This window comes from Hymenobacter telluris, assembly GCF_017313265.1.
Classification (GTDB): domain Bacteria; phylum Bacteroidota; class Bacteroidia; order Cytophagales; family Hymenobacteraceae; genus Hymenobacter; species Hymenobacter telluris.
This window is the reverse complement of record NZ_JAFLQZ010000005.1, coordinates 225,025-238,714: the sequence shown is the minus strand read 5'-3', so window position 1 is coordinate 238,714 and position 13,690 is coordinate 225,025. Positions and strand designations below refer to the sequence as shown.

Sequence of the window (13,690 nt, the reverse complement as noted above, 5' to 3'; positions counted from 1 at the left end):
CGGATCAAGAGGTATGAATTATTCCGCCTACGGCCCAATCCGTTACTTTTGGCCCCGACAACCATCCCCCTCGCCCCGCCCCATGCATTTCGACCGGAAAGACTACTCCAACGACACGCTGCTGTACCTCTACCAGCACCTGCTGAAGCCGCGCCTGATTGAGGAAAAAATGCTGATTTTGCTGCGGCAGGGCAAAGTAAGCAAATGGTTTTCGGGCATTGGGCAGGAGGCTATTTCAGTGGGCAGCACCCTGGCCTTGGAGCCCGACGAGTACATTCTGCCGCTGCACCGCAACCTGGGCGTATTCACGGGCCGCAACGTGCCCCTCGACCGGCTGTTTGCGCAGTGGCAGGGCAAAACCACCGGCTACACCAAAGGCCGCGACCGGAGCTTCCACTTCGGCACCAATGAGCACCACATTGTGGGCATGATTTCGCACCTCGGCCCCCAGCTGGCCGTGGCCGATGGTATTGCGCTGGCCGATTTGCTGGATAATCGCCAGAAAGTAACCGTAACGTACTCCGGCGACGGCGGCGCCAGTGAAGGCGACTTTCACGAGGCCCTGAACGTGGCCGCGGTGTGGCAGCTGCCGGTTATCTTCATCATCGAAAACAACGGCTACGGCCTGAGCACTCCCAGCCGGGAGCAGTTCCGCTGCAACTACTTCATTGATAAAGGCCCCGCCTACGGCATGGAGGCCCTGCAAATCGACGGCAACAACGTGCTGGAAGTGTACGACACCGTAACCCGGCTGGCCGAAGACCTGCGCCGCAACCCGCGTCCGGTGCTGCTGGAGGCTCTCACGTTTCGGATGCGCGGGCACGAAGAGGCCAGCGGCACCAAGTATGTACCGCAGGAGCTGTTTGAGGAGTGGGCCCAGAAAGACCCGGTGGAAACCTACGAGAAGTGGCTGCTCGCCGAAGGTATTCTGGACGAAGAAGCCCGCATGCGCTTCCGCGAAACCATCAAGCGCGAAATCGAGGAAGGCCTGCGCGTAGCCGACGCGGTGCCCATGCCCACAGCCGACGTGCAGGAAGAAGTAGCCGACATGTACGCCCCGTTTGTACCTAGTGCTGAGCACGACCTAAGCACGAAGCACGAGGCACTAAGCACTTCCGATAAACGCTACGTGGATGCCATTTCCGACGGGCTGCGGCAGAGCATGGAGCGTTACCCCGAGCTAGTGCTGATGGGCCAGGATATTGCCGATTATGGCGGGGTGTTCAAGATTACCGAGGGCTTTATGGCGCAGTTTGGCAAAGCGCGGGTACGCAACACGCCGCTCTGCGAATCAGCCATTGTGGGCGCGGGCTTGGGGCTGAGTATTAAGGGCAAGAAGGCCATGGTAGAAATGCAGTTTGCCGATTTCGTAACCTGCGGCTTCAACCAGATTGTAAACAACCTCGCCAAAAGCCATTACCGCTGGGGCCAGAATTCCGACGTGGTGGTGCGCATGCCCACCGGCGCGGGCACGGCGGCTGGCCCGTTTCACTCGCAAAGCAACGAGGCTTGGTTCACGCACACGCCCGGCCTGAAAGTGGTGTACCCCAGCAACCCCCACGATGCCAAAGGCCTGCTTTGCGCCGCCTTCGAAGACCCAAACCCGGTATTGTACTTCGAGCATAAATTGCTGTACCGTAGCGTGTCGGCGCCGGTGCCCGATGCGTACTACACCACGCCTATTGGCAAAGCGGCCCTCGTGCGGCAGGGCGAAACCATCAGCATCATCACCTACGGGGCGGGCGTGCACTGGGCCCTGGCCCTAGCCGACGAACTAAACCTCGATGCCGATATTCTGGACTTGCGCACCCTGCTGCCTTGGGACCAGGACGCCGTGCGCGAAACCGTGAACAAGAACGGCCGGGTGCTGCTGCTGCACGAAGACACCCTCACGGGCGGCCTCGGTGGCGAAATCGGAGCCTGGATTGCCGAGCATTGCTTCGAGCACCTCGATGCCCCCATCCAGCGCGTAGGCTCCCTTGACACTGCTATTCCCTTCTCCCCCAACCTAGAAAAGCAGTTCTTGCCCCAGCAGCGCCTACGCGAAGCCGTGGACCGGTTACTGAATTATTAGTTTATAACGCTGAGGTAGCCGCCGCGCTTTGTTAAGTTGGCCCGCAGTACATAGGTGGTTTAGGAAGCATATCAGGGAACAATGCACCGCGCATCATGAAGACGAGAAGCTTATTTATTCTGTTGGTTAGCAGCCTGTTATTGCTCACAGAGGCGGGCTGCCACCGCTATGCACTGCCTAGCCCCAAAGGACCCCCGCAGCCCAAAGTAAAAAAAGCCGCCAAAGGCTCGGATGATGCCAACGCCGACGGCAGTGCCGCCAGCGCGGAACCTGTGGAGGTGAAGCCGCAAAAGAACAGCTATGGCAAAGACGGTTTGCTTAAGAAACCAAAGTACGAGCGGCGCCGTCGTACGCATAAAGTAGGGCAGCGTAAGTTTCTGGGTATTGTACTGCCATTCTAAGAAGCTGGAAGCAAATAGGTTCTGTTATAAGTGGCAGCTTCTAGTTGGATAGATTTTTGCCTGCGGAGCAAATAGTAGTGTATCGTTCTTTTGTCTCTTCCTTCTCTATTCCCATCCAATGCGCGCTTTCCCTTTATTTCTGGTACTAGCGCTGAGTGGCAGCGCGGCCTTCGCTCAAACGGCTGAGGTTAATCAGCGGGCGGCCAACCGCCGTGCCCTGCGCGACGCCCGCAAGTACCCAGCGCCCTACAAAGACTCGCACCTCGACGTAGAGAAATCCGACCTTAAGCAGGGCGGTGGGGGCCGGCAAGAGCAACCTAACGATGGCCGGGAAAATTACCGGTTCGACAATACCGGTGCGGCGCGCGTAAGTGAACCTAGCACCGTCAATCTGCGTCTTCGTAAAAAGAAAAAAGAATAGCACTCGGAAGGCTGGCGGCGTACTGCGCAAGCCTTACTCAGCTACTCAGTTACTCAATTACTTTCCCCATGACCCCCTGGCAACCCCTAACCCAACCCGAGCAGCTACAGGAAATTGTACGCGAATCGCACGAGCAGCCGGTGCTTATTTTCAAGCACAGCACGAGCTGCTCCATTAGCGCCGCTGCCAAAGGCAAAATCGAGCGGCAGTGGGCCGATGCCGGCCTCGCTGATACCAAGCTCTACTACCTCGATTTGCTCCGTTTTCGGCCGATATCATCGGAAATTGCCCAGCAGTTTGGCGTGCAGCACGAGTCGCCGCAGTTGCTGCTCATTCGTGATGGTGAGTGCCAGTACAATGCTTCGCACATGGGCATCCGGCTGAGCGACGTGAAAAACGCAGTAGGCTAATTTCCGGCGAAAAGCGCGTCCTACCCATACAAATAGCCCGCTCTAAACCAGCTGGTCGGCCTTGGCCGGCACATTTGGTTTAGAGCGGGCTATTGCCCTTCAACTCATTTACTTAACCTACGTATTCGAACTGAACCTCCTGCCGGATTTCAGGGTTGAGACTCAGAGCCACCGGGCAGGTACGAGCAGCATTTTCCAGGGTTGCCCGTTCTTTGGAGCTAAGCGTAGCGGGCAGCTGAAATTGCACGTCAATCTGCCGGATACGCCGGGGCTCAGCGGCCATGTGTTTCGTAACGTCATACGTTGCATTGGTCAAATCAACATTGAGGCGTTCGGCCACAATACCCATAATGGTCATCATGCAGCTTCCCAGAGCGGCACTTACCAAATCGGTCGGCGAAAAAGCTTCGCCCCGGCCGTGGTTATCGACGGGTGCGTCGGTGAGGATGGTGTTGCCGGAGGCAGTGTGCGTGGCTTCGGTACGTAAATTACCGGCGTAGCGGGCGGTGGCAGTGTTCATATTCAAGGAAGTAAGCTAGGTAACAAGATGATGCCCGTAAATTTACGTACTTTCGATAGGGTAGGCTCAGGTCTACCGTTCAGTTCTGTTTGCCCGCCCACATTAGCCCCTCCGTTCCCCTTGCGACATCTACTTTCTCTGACCGGACTATTGGCTGTACTGACCAGCTCTGCGGCTCAGGCTCAAGGTTCGTCTTCTTCGCCCAACGATGATCCTTCGTACCGCAAGGAGTTCGTGTATGGCCTCAATTTCAACACGCGGGGCGGCCTTATTGGCGGTCTTTCGTTGCGGTCTACGCGCGTCCTAACGGAAAGCTGGTCGCGCTACTGGTCCATTGAACTAGTGGAAGTGAAGCACCGCAAAGAGCAGCGAGTAGCCAGCTACGACGGAGGTACCTACGTGCAAGACAAGGCCAATTTCTTTTACGTGGTGCGCCCATCCATTGGGGTGCAGCGAGTGGTATTCCGCAAAGCGGCTGAGTCAGGGGTGCAAGTAAACGCCCTGGCTTCGGTTGGCCCATCCATCGGGCTGGAAATGCCTTACTACATCTACTACGATTATACGCAGCGGGATTCGCGGGGCAATCCTATCGGCGGCGAAGACATTCGCACCGAGAAGTACGACCCAGCCCTGCATGCAGACCAGCGGTATTTGTTGGGGCGTGGGCCGCTATTTACGGGCATCAGTGAAATAAAGCCAGTAATTGGAGGGCATCTGCGAGCCGCCCTCAGCTTCGAGTATGGCCGCTACCGCGACGCCGTAGCTGGCATTGAAACGGGCGTGCTGCTGGAAATGTACGGCCAGCGCCCAGTTATTCTGCGCGCCCCCAGCGTAGCCGATAAGGATATCAACAACCGCTTTTACCCTTCAGTGTACCTTACCATTTATTTGGGGTCGAGAAGCTGATCGGCAGTCCATTTGAAGTTGCCTGTGAGAGGTAAGATTTGTTTCAGGAGCGCGAAAGCACCCGTTGGAACAATTCTTACCTCTCGTTTCTTATAAGGAGCCTACCGGAGCGCGCCTACGTTACAGGCCACATTTCAGTTTCGTTTATAAGCGCTTACTTCTGCGTTCTACTGTACCTTTGTGTTATGGATGATCTGTTGTTGACTTTGCCCATAATCCAGCCGGCCCCACCTGCGCCTGCTAAGGCCCGCAAACCCGATTGGTTGCGCGTGAAGCTCCCCGTCGGCCCCGAGTATGCGGCCGTGCGCCGCCTCGTGGATGAGCATAAGCTTCATACCATCTGTGAAAGCGGCAACTGCCCCAACATGGGGGAGTGCTGGGGCGCCGGCACGGCTACCTTCATGATTTTGGGCAACGTGTGCACCCGCTCGTGTTCGTTCTGCGCCGTGGCCACCGGCCGCCCCACCGAGTACGATACCGATGAGCCGCGCCGCGTAGCCGAAGCCATTCAGCTGATGGGCGTGAAGCACGCCGTTATTACCAGCGTCAACCGCGACGAGCTGAAGGACCGGGGCGCCAGCATCTGGCACGAAACCGTGGTTCGTATCAAGCAACTTTCCCCCGAAACTACCATCGAAACCCTGATTCCCGACGTGAAAGCCAACTGGGAAGCGTTGGACCTAATGATTGCCGGCGGGCAGGAAGTGGTGTCGCACAACGTAGAGACTGTAGGTAGCCTCTACCGCCTCGTGCGCCCGCAAGCCAAATACGACCGGAGCCTGGAGCAAATCCGCCGTACCAAGGATGCTGGCAAGCGCACCAAGTCGGGCATTATGCTGGGCCTGGGCGAAACCAAAGACGAGATGTACAAGGCCATGGACGACCTAGTAGCCCACGGCCTCGACATTCTGACCTTGGGCCAGTACCTGCAACCCACCAAGCGCCACCTCGAAGTAGCTGAGTTCATCCACCCCGACCTGTTCGCGCATTACCGCGAAGAAGGCTTGGCCCGGGGCTTGAAATACGTGGAAAGCGGCCCACTCGTACGGAGCAGCTACCACGCCGAACGCCACGTAAACGTGCCCATCTAGAATTTTGGAGTAGACATAGTGTATTCAGTGAAAAAGCCAGCTCTTATACAAGGGCTGGCTTTTTTGCTAAATGGGTTTGCTACATCCCTAAGTGTTTCAAGTAAGCGTCGTTGTTGACATACATTATGTATGTTTTCTGGCCGGCGGGCGCGCGTTCCAGGTTTTTCTGGGCGGCAGCTAGCAGCCGGCGGCTTTGGCGGCCCATACGGTGGCTCCAGAATACCACCACCGTGTAATCGGCCAGTGACTCCATGGCTTGCACACGGCTGCCGCCCACGGTGCGCAGAAACGGGGCTAGCTTCGTGAAAGAGAGCATACTATCAGTAGGGGCCTGCGACACGGGCGGAAACACTTCCAACTGGTTATCGGGGTTCCAGTCGAGGTTGGGGAAGCCGCCGGCGTAGCAATTCACATGGTACGAAATAAGCTGGCCGGCCCGGTTGTAGTACAGCAGTTGTAAAGGCTGGGCGTGGTTTTTTGCCACTTCCTGCAAAGCCAGCGGCTGCCGCTTCAAAAACTCGTAGTAGCTGACATCCAGCGCAAAGCTTTTGCCCGGTGCTACTCCCACACCATACTCCTGGGCGTATTCCTGCACCTGTGGGTAATCAACCACATCAAGCTGGCGCATGCCGTACACGCTTTCAGCAACGGTGGTGCAACTCGTGAGGCCTTGGCTGGCAAGCCAGAGCAGTACAACAACAGGCCAGTACGGACGAGGAATGGAAGTCATAGTATAAGGTACAAAAAAAGCCTCTTCGAATAGAAGAGGCTTTCCGATAATAAATGGTTGTCAGCGCGCTTAGCGACGGGCATTGGCATCGTTGGGCGGATAGTTGCCCAAAATGCCGTTGACGATGCGGTGCACTTCTTCTTCGGAAATGCTCTGGTTATCAACTTGTGCTTGGCCAGTGCCACGCCAAGCTAGCTCCTTGCGCTTGGCATCCACAAAGTCGATGATGACGGTGCCGGCTTTGTACTGCGTAACGGGCGTGTAGGCACCGCGGCCGTAGTAACCGTACCCATAGTAGGGGTAGCCCAAGCCGTTGTAGTACGGCGAAACCTGCTGCTTCTCTTCTACCTTGGCGCTGTACGCAATGTACAGATCGGGGGCTTTGTCAACGCGGGTCAGGCCTTTGGCCGACAGCTCCCGCTCCACGGCAGCTTGCAGGCGCTGGTCCAGAAACGACTCGTAACCTTTGGCCGGGCCGCCTTCAGCGTCAACGGCCTGCTGCGGATACCACGCCCAGGTTTTGTAGGCCCGGAAATTAACCGAGTGGTCGAAGTCGGAAGTAACCCCAACGCGGGAAGAAGTGGCACAACCCGTAACACCCAGAATCAGCGAAAAACCGATAGCCACCAATGCGGCTGGTCGGGCAAAGAGGCGAGTGATGAATTTCATAAAACAAAGAAGGTGAAGAACACTGGAAGTAAGCTTTCAAAAACTGTGCCCAGAAGCTGGAATTAAGCTTTTTGTTGCTTGCTACTTTAACGTTTGCAATTCAGTCAATGTTCCCTACGACCCGATATAGAAGTACTAGGCTATTAAAATTATTCCGTGAAAATCGACTTCTTATTTTGAGAATCTATTTACCTTCCCCAACCTTAAATCTCGACAATGAATAGACCCATACTCTTCCTCACCAGTTTGCTAGGATTAGCTGCTTGCACCGCAGCCAAAGAAAACACCAGCAGCGTCAGCTCCAGCACGAAAGTGGTAACCCACAACACTGTCGTCGACTGCGTGCTATACGACGGCATGACCAAGGAATCGGCACAGTTGCTGAGCGTCGGGCCAGGAGCCCAGGTACAGGTTACCGACACCGTAGACGTGTATTTCGTGAAAGCCCGCGTCATCAAAGACGGTAAAACCACCAACGGCTACATGTACCGCACCTGCTTCCCGCAACGGTAGGTCGTTAGTGCTTAGTGCTTAGTTGTTAGTGCTTAGCACAAGATTGAAGCTGAGCCCAGCGAGTAAAAAGGGGGTTGGAACCATCGTTCCAACCCCCTTTTTTCAAACTAAGCGCTAAGCACTAAGCACTAAGCACTAATACGATGGGCCTTTGTCGGTTTCCACCAGCTTCTCTTCGGCGTCGGCGTATTCCTCGATGGAAGTGCATGAGCAGATGAGGTTCCGGTCACCGTAGGCTGAGTCGATGCGGGACACGCTGGGCCAGAACTTGGCGGCGCGCACGTACTCGGTGGGGTACACGGCCTGCTCGCGGGTGTAGGGGCGGTTCCACTCCTCGGTCAGCACAGTGGCGGCGGTGTGCGGCGCGTGCTTGAGCAGGTTGTCTTTGGCGTCGGCGCGGCCGGCTTCCACCTCGGCAATTTCCTTGCGGATGCTCACCATGGCCTCAATGAAACGGTCCAGCTCCTCCTTGCTTTCCGATTCGGTGGGCTCCACCATCAGCGTGCCTGCCACCGGGAAGGATACAGTAGGTGCGTGGAAACCGTAGTCCATCAGGCGCTTGGCAATGTCTTCCACCTCAATGCCGGCCTTCTTGAACTGCCGGCAGTCCAGAATCATTTCGTGGGCGCAGCGGCCGTTGGCACCGGTGTACAGCACGGGGTAGTGCTCTTCCAGCTTGGCCTTGATGTAGTTGGCGTTCAGGATGGCCATGCGGGTAGCTTCGGTCAACCCCTCGCCGCCCATCATGCTGATGTAGGCGTAGCTGATTGGTAGGATGCTGGCCGAACCCCACGGTGCCGACGATACCGCGCCGCCGGTGCGGCCATCGGCATCCACTACCACGTGGCCCGACAGGTAGGGCGCCAAGTCGGCAACTACACCGATGGGGCCTACGCCGGGGCCGCCGCCGCCGTGCGGAATGCAGAACGTTTTATGCAGGTTCAGGTGACATACATCGGCGCCGATGGTGGCGGGGGAGGTGAGGCCCACCTGGGCGTTCATGTTGGCACCGTCCATGTACACCCGGCCGCCGTGCTGGTGAATGGTCTGGCAGATGTCAATGATGGTTTCCTCGTACACGCCGTGCGTGCTGGGGTAAGTCACCATCAGGCAGCTTAGCTTGTCGGCGTACTGCGCGGCTTTGGCTTTCAAGTCGGCCACGTCGATGTTGCCTTCCTCGGTGCTCTTCACCACTACTACCTGCATGCCGGCCATAACCGCCGAAGCCGGGTTGGTGCCGTGGGCCGAAGCCGGAATCAGGGCAATGGTACGGTGCTGGTCGCCGCGGGCATCGTGGTAGCCTTTGATGGCCAGCAAGCCGGCGTACTCACCCTGCGCACCCGAGTTGGGCTGCAAGCTCACGGCCGCGAAGCCGGTTACTTCGCACAGCCACTGCTCCAAGTCCTGGAAAATCTGGGTGTAGCCTTTGGCCTGCTCGCGCGGTGCGAAAGGGTGCAGCCCGCCAATTTCCGGCCAGGTAACCGGAATCATTTCGGCGGTGGCGTTCAGCTTCATGGTGCACGAGCCCAGCGGAATCATGGAGTGCGCGAGGCTCAGGTCCTTGTTTTCGAGGTGCTTCATGTAGCGCAGCATCTCGTGCTCGGAGTGGTGCGTGTTGAAGATGGAGTGCGTCAGGTATTGGCTGGTGCGCACCAACGCCTCGGGCCAGTTCACCGAAATTTCGGTGGGCAGCTCGGTGGCAGCAGCTTCTTTGCCCAGCACCTTGGCAAACACGGCCACGATGTCGGCTACGTCTTCAATCTCAGTGTTCTGGTGCAGCGAAATGCCTACTTGCGTCTCACCGAAATAGCGGAAGTTGATGCCAGCGGCTTCGGCTTCCTGCCGCACGGCGGCTTGCAGCTCGGCGCTTTCCAGCTGAATGTCGAGCGTATCGAAGTAGAACTCGTTGCGCTGCTCCAGGCCCAAGGCTTTCAAGGCCTGCTCCAGCACCTGTGTGTGAGCGTGTACGTTGGCGGCAATCTGCTTGATGCGCTGGGGGCCGTGGTACACCGCGTACATACCCGCCAGCACTGACAGCAATACCTGCGCGGTGCAGATGTTGCTGGTGGCTTTTTCGCGGCGGATGTGTTGCTCGCGGGTTTGCAGCGCCATGCGGTAGGCCTTGTTGCCTGCCGCATCAATGCTCTGCCCGATGATGCGGCCCGGAATGACGCGCTTGAACTGGTCTTTGGTGGACAGGAAACCGGCGTGCGGGCCGCCGTAGCCCATCGGTACGCCAAAGCGCTGCGAGTTGCCTACGCAGGCATCGGCACCCATTTCACCGGGAGGCGTGAGCAGCGTCAGAGACAGCAAATCGGTGGCTACGGTCACGAACAGGTTGCTGTCGTGGGCTTTCGAGATGAAGTCGGTGTAGTCGTACACGGCGCCGTCGGCGGCGGGGTATTGCAGGATGGCGCCGAACAGGCTTTCGTCGGTGAGGTCGGCAGTACGATGGTCACCTACTACCAGCTCAATGCCGAGCGGCGTGGCGCGGGTGCGCAGTACGTCAATAGTTTGGGGCAGCACCTGCTCCGACACGAAGTAGCGCGTGGCGTTTTTCTTCTTGCTGAGCGAGTGGAACATGTGCAGCGTTTCGGCGGCGGCAGTGCCTTCGTCGAGCAAGCTGGCGTTGGCAATTTCCATACCTGTCAACTCCATTACCATCGTCTGGTAATTGATGAGGGCTTCGAGGCGGCCTTGCGCAATTTCGGCCTGGTAAGGCGTGTAGGCCGTGTACCAGCCTGGATTCTCCAGAATGTTGCGCTGAATTACGCCCGGCAGCTGGGTGTCGTGGTAGCCCAGGCCGATGTAGTTTTTAAACAGGCGGTTCTGGCTGGCAATGCCTTTGAACTTCGCCAAAAAAGCCCGCTCCGTGAGGGCAGCGGGCAGGTTCAGCGGCTGTTTCAGGCGGATAGCAGCCGGCACGGTTTCGTCGATAAGCTGGTCGAGCGAATCGACACCGATGGCGCGCAGCATATCGGCCACGGCAGCGGAATCAGGTCCGTTATGACGGTCAATAAATACGTCGGCGGCCTTTGGTTGGAGCAACATACAGGAAAGAAATCAGGTGGCACGGATGGGCGGCGGTGAGGCCTCAACAAAGGTAACTTGAAAAAAGCTTCCTCTGTTGGTTTGCTTCCTTAATCCATTGACTGCTTAAAAGTTTACCTGAGGCAGGCAAGTGCCCAGATTATACACCCAGCAGCTCGGCGCTAGACTCGGCAAAACCTATAGATTTGGCTTCGATTCCCACCCACTGCCCACCCAACCTATGCGTTCCATCACCATCGGCCTTATCAGAGAAGGCAAAACCCCACCCGACAAGCGTGTACCGCTCACGCCCAAAAAATGCGTGGAAGCACAAGCGCAATACCCTGGTTTGCGCATCATTGTGCAGGAAAGCCCGCACCGCTGCTTTTCCGACCAAGAGTACCGGGACCTGGGGCTGGAGGTCCGCGCCGACGTGGCCGACTGCGACATTCTGATGGGCGTGAAGGAAGTGGCAGTAGTGGATTTGATTCCCAATAAAACCTACCTGTTTTTTTCCCACACCGTGAAGAAGCAGCCCGCCAACCGGGAGCTGTTACGGGCCGTGCTGCGCCACCACATCACCCTCGTTGATTACGAGCTGATGACCAACCACGACGGCGGGGAGCGGATAGTGGCCTTTGGGCGCTGGGCCGGCATTGTGGGCGCCTACAATGGGCTGCTCACCTACGGCCGCAAGCACAACCTCTACCAGCTCAAGCCCGCCTACAAGTGCGTGGACATGGAGGATATGCAGGAAGAATTCTTCAAAGTAAAGCGCCTGCCGCCCATCAAAATGGCCGTGACGGGCACCGGCCGGGTGGCGCAAGGGGCGCTGGAAGTGCTGGACTTGATGGGCTTCCGAAGGGTGAGCGTGTACGATTATCTGTACCTCGATTTCAACGAGCCGGTGTACACCCAACTCCGCAGCTCCGACTACAACCGCCGCCGCGACGGCCGCGTGTGGGATACGCCCGACTTCCACCGCAATCCGCAGGAGTATGAATCCACGTTCGGGAAGTTTTTGCCGGTTACTGACCTGCTGATTGCCTGCGCCTACTGGCACCCGGCCGCGCCCCAGCTCTTCACCGAGCACGACACGCAGCGGCCCGGCTTCCGCATCAACACCATTGCCGACGTAACCTGCGACGTGAACGGCTCCATCCCAACCACCAAGCGCAGCACCAGCATCCCGGAACCCGCCTTCGACTATAACTGCCAGACCGGCGAGCTGGAGCCCGCCTACTCGCGCCCGTCCAACATCACCATTATGGCCGTGGACAACCTACCGTGTGAGCTACCCCGCAACGCCAGCCGCGACTTTGGCCGCCAGCTCCTCGACAACGTATTTCCGCACCTGCTTGGTGAGCAAGGGCAAGACGACGTAGTAGAACGCGCCACTATTGCCCGCAATGGAGAGCTTACACCGCGCTACCAGTATTTGGTTGATTACGTAGCGTAAGGAATAGCTACACCTTATAAATCAACACTCAGTAAGCGGATTTTCGGTTGTTGCTCGTCCAACAGTGAATATCGGGCTGGCGTTGTTACCAGTGGGTAGTGTTAACCAGTATCGCCACCATTACTGCGGCAACTACTGCCAGAGTACCCACGCCAGCGCCGAAGCCTCCCGCTGCACTTCCAATTTTTTTTCTCTGCGCTTGGCGCTGATACCCTGCCGTGTAGTTAGGGTCTTGCAGCCGCTTTGCATCTGGTACTACAAAGTTGCGGGGCCTGGGCTTGGAGGCGGCCACGGCCACACCAACGATTGGGCCACCGTACCCTGTTAAGACAGTGGCGCTGTAGGTACCCCAGAAGGCTCCGGGGGCCCGGTAGTACTTGCGGGCGTCGAGCCGTCCTTGGGCGTAGGCTTCTTCCTTGGACATGGGCTGCTCGGTGGGGGCAGTAGCCGGCTTAGTCAATAATTCCTTGGTGCCATTGGCGTAGCGAATCAGAAAGACGCTGCTAGTAGCTAGGCGCACGGTATCGGAGCGGCCGGCTTCAGTGGTTAGGTACGTAACGGAGTCAGGCGTTATGCCTAGCACCTTGCCTGGCCGCTCTTCTCCATTGGTGTACAGAATAACGTCTTGGGCGTAGGCTTGGGCAGTGAGTAGCAGCAGACTACACAGGATAAGGAAGTGGCGCATAGTATTCGAAAAGATAAAGCAGAAGGAATTAGCGGGTACGGGAATTGAAGCCGAACAGCAAGCTGAACCGAACCCCGCCGTTGCCGGGCACCACGGCAAAATTGACGGGGAAGTTGATGCCATTGCTGCGGAAGGAAGTGCCAACGGCCAGGGCAATGTTGGCCCCCGCTGGCGAAACGTTGGGGCCCAAACCAAATTCAATCCCCTTGGGGCCCCGGATGCCAATCAGGGCATTGAGGCTCGGTATAAATTTGCCTTGCTCCAGCCCGCCAATGAGGGGTACAACCTCCAGCAAACCCGCCGTGCCATTGGGCATGCGGAAGATACGGGTTTCGAACTGCCAGCCGAACTGGGTCAGAAACGGGTTGAGGCTGTATTCTTTGTCGGCTTTCCTGGCAACGCCGCCGGTTAGCACCGTAATACCGAGTCGTGGCCCATTCAGGTGTATTTCCTCGAAGGCAGGTGCCTCGTCGCCGGGAACGGTGGGGCCTGTAGTGGCCGAGCTGGCCATGGCTTCCCTTGGAGGCGGAACGGGCCCCAGCATTTCTTTGGTGCCATTGGCGTAACGCACCATAAACACATCGGCGCGCCGTATAGTGATAAGCGGGCCATCGGGGTTATCGGTGCGCTTATAACGCACATCGAAAGGGGTTATTTCCAGCACCTTCACGTTCAGTTCTTCCCCGTTGGTTTTGGTAAGCACATCCTGCGCCCGTGCCGACAGGCCTAACAACAGCAATGTAAGCAGAGTAACAATGGCGCGTATCATGGTAGGGAGCAA

General features: G+C 57.5%; 14 protein-coding genes. 8 read left to right on the top strand and 6 right to left on the bottom strand.

Translation table 11 applies throughout. From position 1 onward, the window contains the following. Window positions 1-82 precede the first annotated feature (82 nt). The 4 genes from J0X19_RS10615 to ytxJ all read left to right on the top strand — a co-directional run bounded on the left by J0X19_RS10615 (window position 83) and on the right by ytxJ (window position 3,306). Complete coding sequence (locus tag J0X19_RS10615) at window positions 83-2,074, top strand: alpha-ketoacid dehydrogenase subunit alpha/beta (protein ID WP_206984333.1); 1,992 nt, start codon at window positions 83-85, stop codon at window positions 2,072-2,074. Window positions 2,075-2,169: 95 nt separating this feature from the next. Then, window positions 2,170-2,475: a hypothetical protein gene (locus tag J0X19_RS10610; RefSeq protein WP_206984332.1), complete on the top strand. Its 306-nt coding sequence runs from the start codon at window positions 2,170-2,172 to the stop codon at window positions 2,473-2,475. Between the two features lie 118 nt (window positions 2,476-2,593). After that, window positions 2,594-2,896, top strand: coding sequence for a hypothetical protein (locus J0X19_RS10605; RefSeq protein ID WP_206984331.1), 303 nt, complete (start codon window positions 2,594-2,596; stop codon window positions 2,894-2,896). A 68-nt stretch (window positions 2,897-2,964) separates the two neighbouring features. Then, entirely contained in the window at window positions 2,965-3,306 is a 342-nt protein-coding gene (gene ytxJ / locus J0X19_RS10600) for a bacillithiol system redox-active protein YtxJ (protein WP_206984330.1), read from the top strand. Window positions 3,307-3,418: 112 nt separating this feature from the next. Here the strand turns inward: ytxJ and J0X19_RS10595 are convergent, their stop codons facing one another. Beyond that, entirely contained in the window at window positions 3,419-3,826 is a 408-nt protein-coding gene (locus J0X19_RS10595; RefSeq protein ID WP_206984329.1) for an OsmC family protein, read from the bottom strand. A gap of 120 nt (window positions 3,827-3,946) precedes the next feature. Here J0X19_RS10595 and J0X19_RS10590 point away from each other — a divergent pair, with 120 nt between their 5' ends. Together J0X19_RS10590 and lipA are read left to right on the top strand one after the other, a co-directional pair. Next, window positions 3,947-4,732 carry a hypothetical protein gene (locus tag J0X19_RS10590; RefSeq protein WP_206984328.1) on the top strand — a complete coding sequence of 262 codons (786 nt, stop codon included), beginning with the start codon at window positions 3,947-3,949 and terminating at the stop codon, window positions 4,730-4,732. 197 nt (window positions 4,733-4,929) lie between these two features. Then, on the top strand, window positions 4,930-5,823 hold the full coding sequence (gene lipA, locus J0X19_RS10585; RefSeq protein WP_206984390.1) for a lipoyl synthase: 894 nt from the start codon (window positions 4,930-4,932) through the stop codon (window positions 5,821-5,823). 79 nt (window positions 5,824-5,902) lie between these two features. Here lipA and J0X19_RS10580 read toward each other — a convergent pair whose 3' ends face one another. Both J0X19_RS10580 and J0X19_RS10575 read right to left on the bottom strand, forming a co-directional pair. Further along, the gene (locus tag J0X19_RS10580) at window positions 5,903-6,553 is read right to left on the bottom strand and encodes a hypothetical protein (protein WP_206984327.1); all 651 of its coding nucleotides are present in this window, start codon (window positions 6,551-6,553) and stop codon (window positions 5,903-5,905) included. Window positions 6,554-6,622: 69 nt separating this feature from the next. Then, window positions 6,623-7,222 carry a DUF4136 domain-containing protein gene (locus tag J0X19_RS10575; protein WP_206984326.1) on the bottom strand — a complete coding sequence of 200 codons (600 nt, stop codon included), beginning with the start codon at window positions 7,220-7,222 and terminating at the stop codon, window positions 6,623-6,625. A 216-nt stretch (window positions 7,223-7,438) separates the two neighbouring features. On the opposite strand from J0X19_RS10575, the gene J0X19_RS10570 reads away from it, so the two are divergent. Beyond that, a complete protein-coding gene (locus tag J0X19_RS10570) occupies window positions 7,439-7,735 on the top strand; it encodes a hypothetical protein (protein ID WP_206984325.1) in 297 nt (98 codons plus the stop codon). Window positions 7,736-7,870: 135 nt separating this feature from the next. Here the strand turns inward: J0X19_RS10570 and gcvP are convergent, their stop codons facing one another. Continuing rightward, complete coding sequence (gcvP, locus tag J0X19_RS10565) at window positions 7,871-10,786, bottom strand: aminomethyl-transferring glycine dehydrogenase (RefSeq protein ID WP_206984324.1); 2,916 nt, start codon at window positions 10,784-10,786, stop codon at window positions 7,871-7,873. A gap of 220 nt (window positions 10,787-11,006) precedes the next feature. Between gcvP and J0X19_RS10560 the strand changes: the two genes are divergently transcribed. Continuing rightward, window positions 11,007-12,224 carry an NAD(P)-dependent oxidoreductase gene (locus J0X19_RS10560; RefSeq protein ID WP_206984323.1) on the top strand — a complete coding sequence of 406 codons (1,218 nt, stop codon included), beginning with the start codon at window positions 11,007-11,009 and terminating at the stop codon, window positions 12,222-12,224. Window positions 12,225-12,309: 85 nt separating this feature from the next. On the opposite strand, the gene J0X19_RS10555 is transcribed toward J0X19_RS10560, so the two are convergent. After that, window positions 12,310-12,909 (bottom strand): hypothetical protein, encoded by a 600-nt coding sequence (locus J0X19_RS10555; RefSeq protein WP_206984322.1) that lies wholly within the window; start codon window positions 12,907-12,909, stop codon window positions 12,310-12,312. Window positions 12,910-12,937: 28 nt separating this feature from the next. After that, window positions 12,938-13,678, bottom strand: coding sequence for a hypothetical protein (locus J0X19_RS10550; protein WP_206984321.1), 741 nt, complete (start codon window positions 13,676-13,678; stop codon window positions 12,938-12,940). Window positions 13,679-13,690 lie beyond the last annotated feature (12 nt).

Coding starts and splice junctions, on each gene's coding strand:
- J0X19_RS10615 (WP_206984333.1), top strand. CDS start 83: ATGCATTTCGACCGGAAAGACTACTCCAACGACACGCTGCTGTACCTC.
- J0X19_RS10610 (WP_206984332.1), top strand. CDS start 2,170: ATGAAGACGAGAAGCTTATTTATTCTGTTGGTTAGCAGCCTGTTATTG.
- J0X19_RS10605 (WP_206984331.1), top strand. CDS start 2,594: ATGCGCGCTTTCCCTTTATTTCTGGTACTAGCGCTGAGTGGCAGCGCG.
- ytxJ (WP_206984330.1), top strand. CDS start 2,965: ATGACCCCCTGGCAACCCCTAACCCAACCCGAGCAGCTACAGGAAATT.
- J0X19_RS10595 (WP_206984329.1), bottom strand. CDS start 3,826: ATGAACACTGCCACCGCCCGCTACGCCGGTAATTTACGTACCGAAGCC.
- J0X19_RS10580 (WP_206984327.1), bottom strand. CDS start 6,553: ATGACTTCCATTCCTCGTCCGTACTGGCCTGTTGTTGTACTGCTCTGG.
- J0X19_RS10575 (WP_206984326.1), bottom strand. CDS start 7,222: ATGAAATTCATCACTCGCCTCTTTGCCCGACCAGCCGCATTGGTGGCT.
- J0X19_RS10570 (WP_206984325.1), top strand. CDS start 7,439: ATGAATAGACCCATACTCTTCCTCACCAGTTTGCTAGGATTAGCTGCT.
- gcvP (WP_206984324.1), bottom strand. CDS start 10,786: ATGTTGCTCCAACCAAAGGCCGCCGACGTATTTATTGACCGTCATAAC.
- J0X19_RS10560 (WP_206984323.1), top strand. CDS start 11,007: ATGCGTTCCATCACCATCGGCCTTATCAGAGAAGGCAAAACCCCACCC.
- J0X19_RS10555 (WP_206984322.1), bottom strand. CDS start 12,909: ATGCGCCACTTCCTTATCCTGTGTAGTCTGCTGCTACTCACTGCCCAA.
- J0X19_RS10550 (WP_206984321.1), bottom strand. CDS start 13,678: ATGATACGCGCCATTGTTACTCTGCTTACATTGCTGTTGTTAGGCCTG.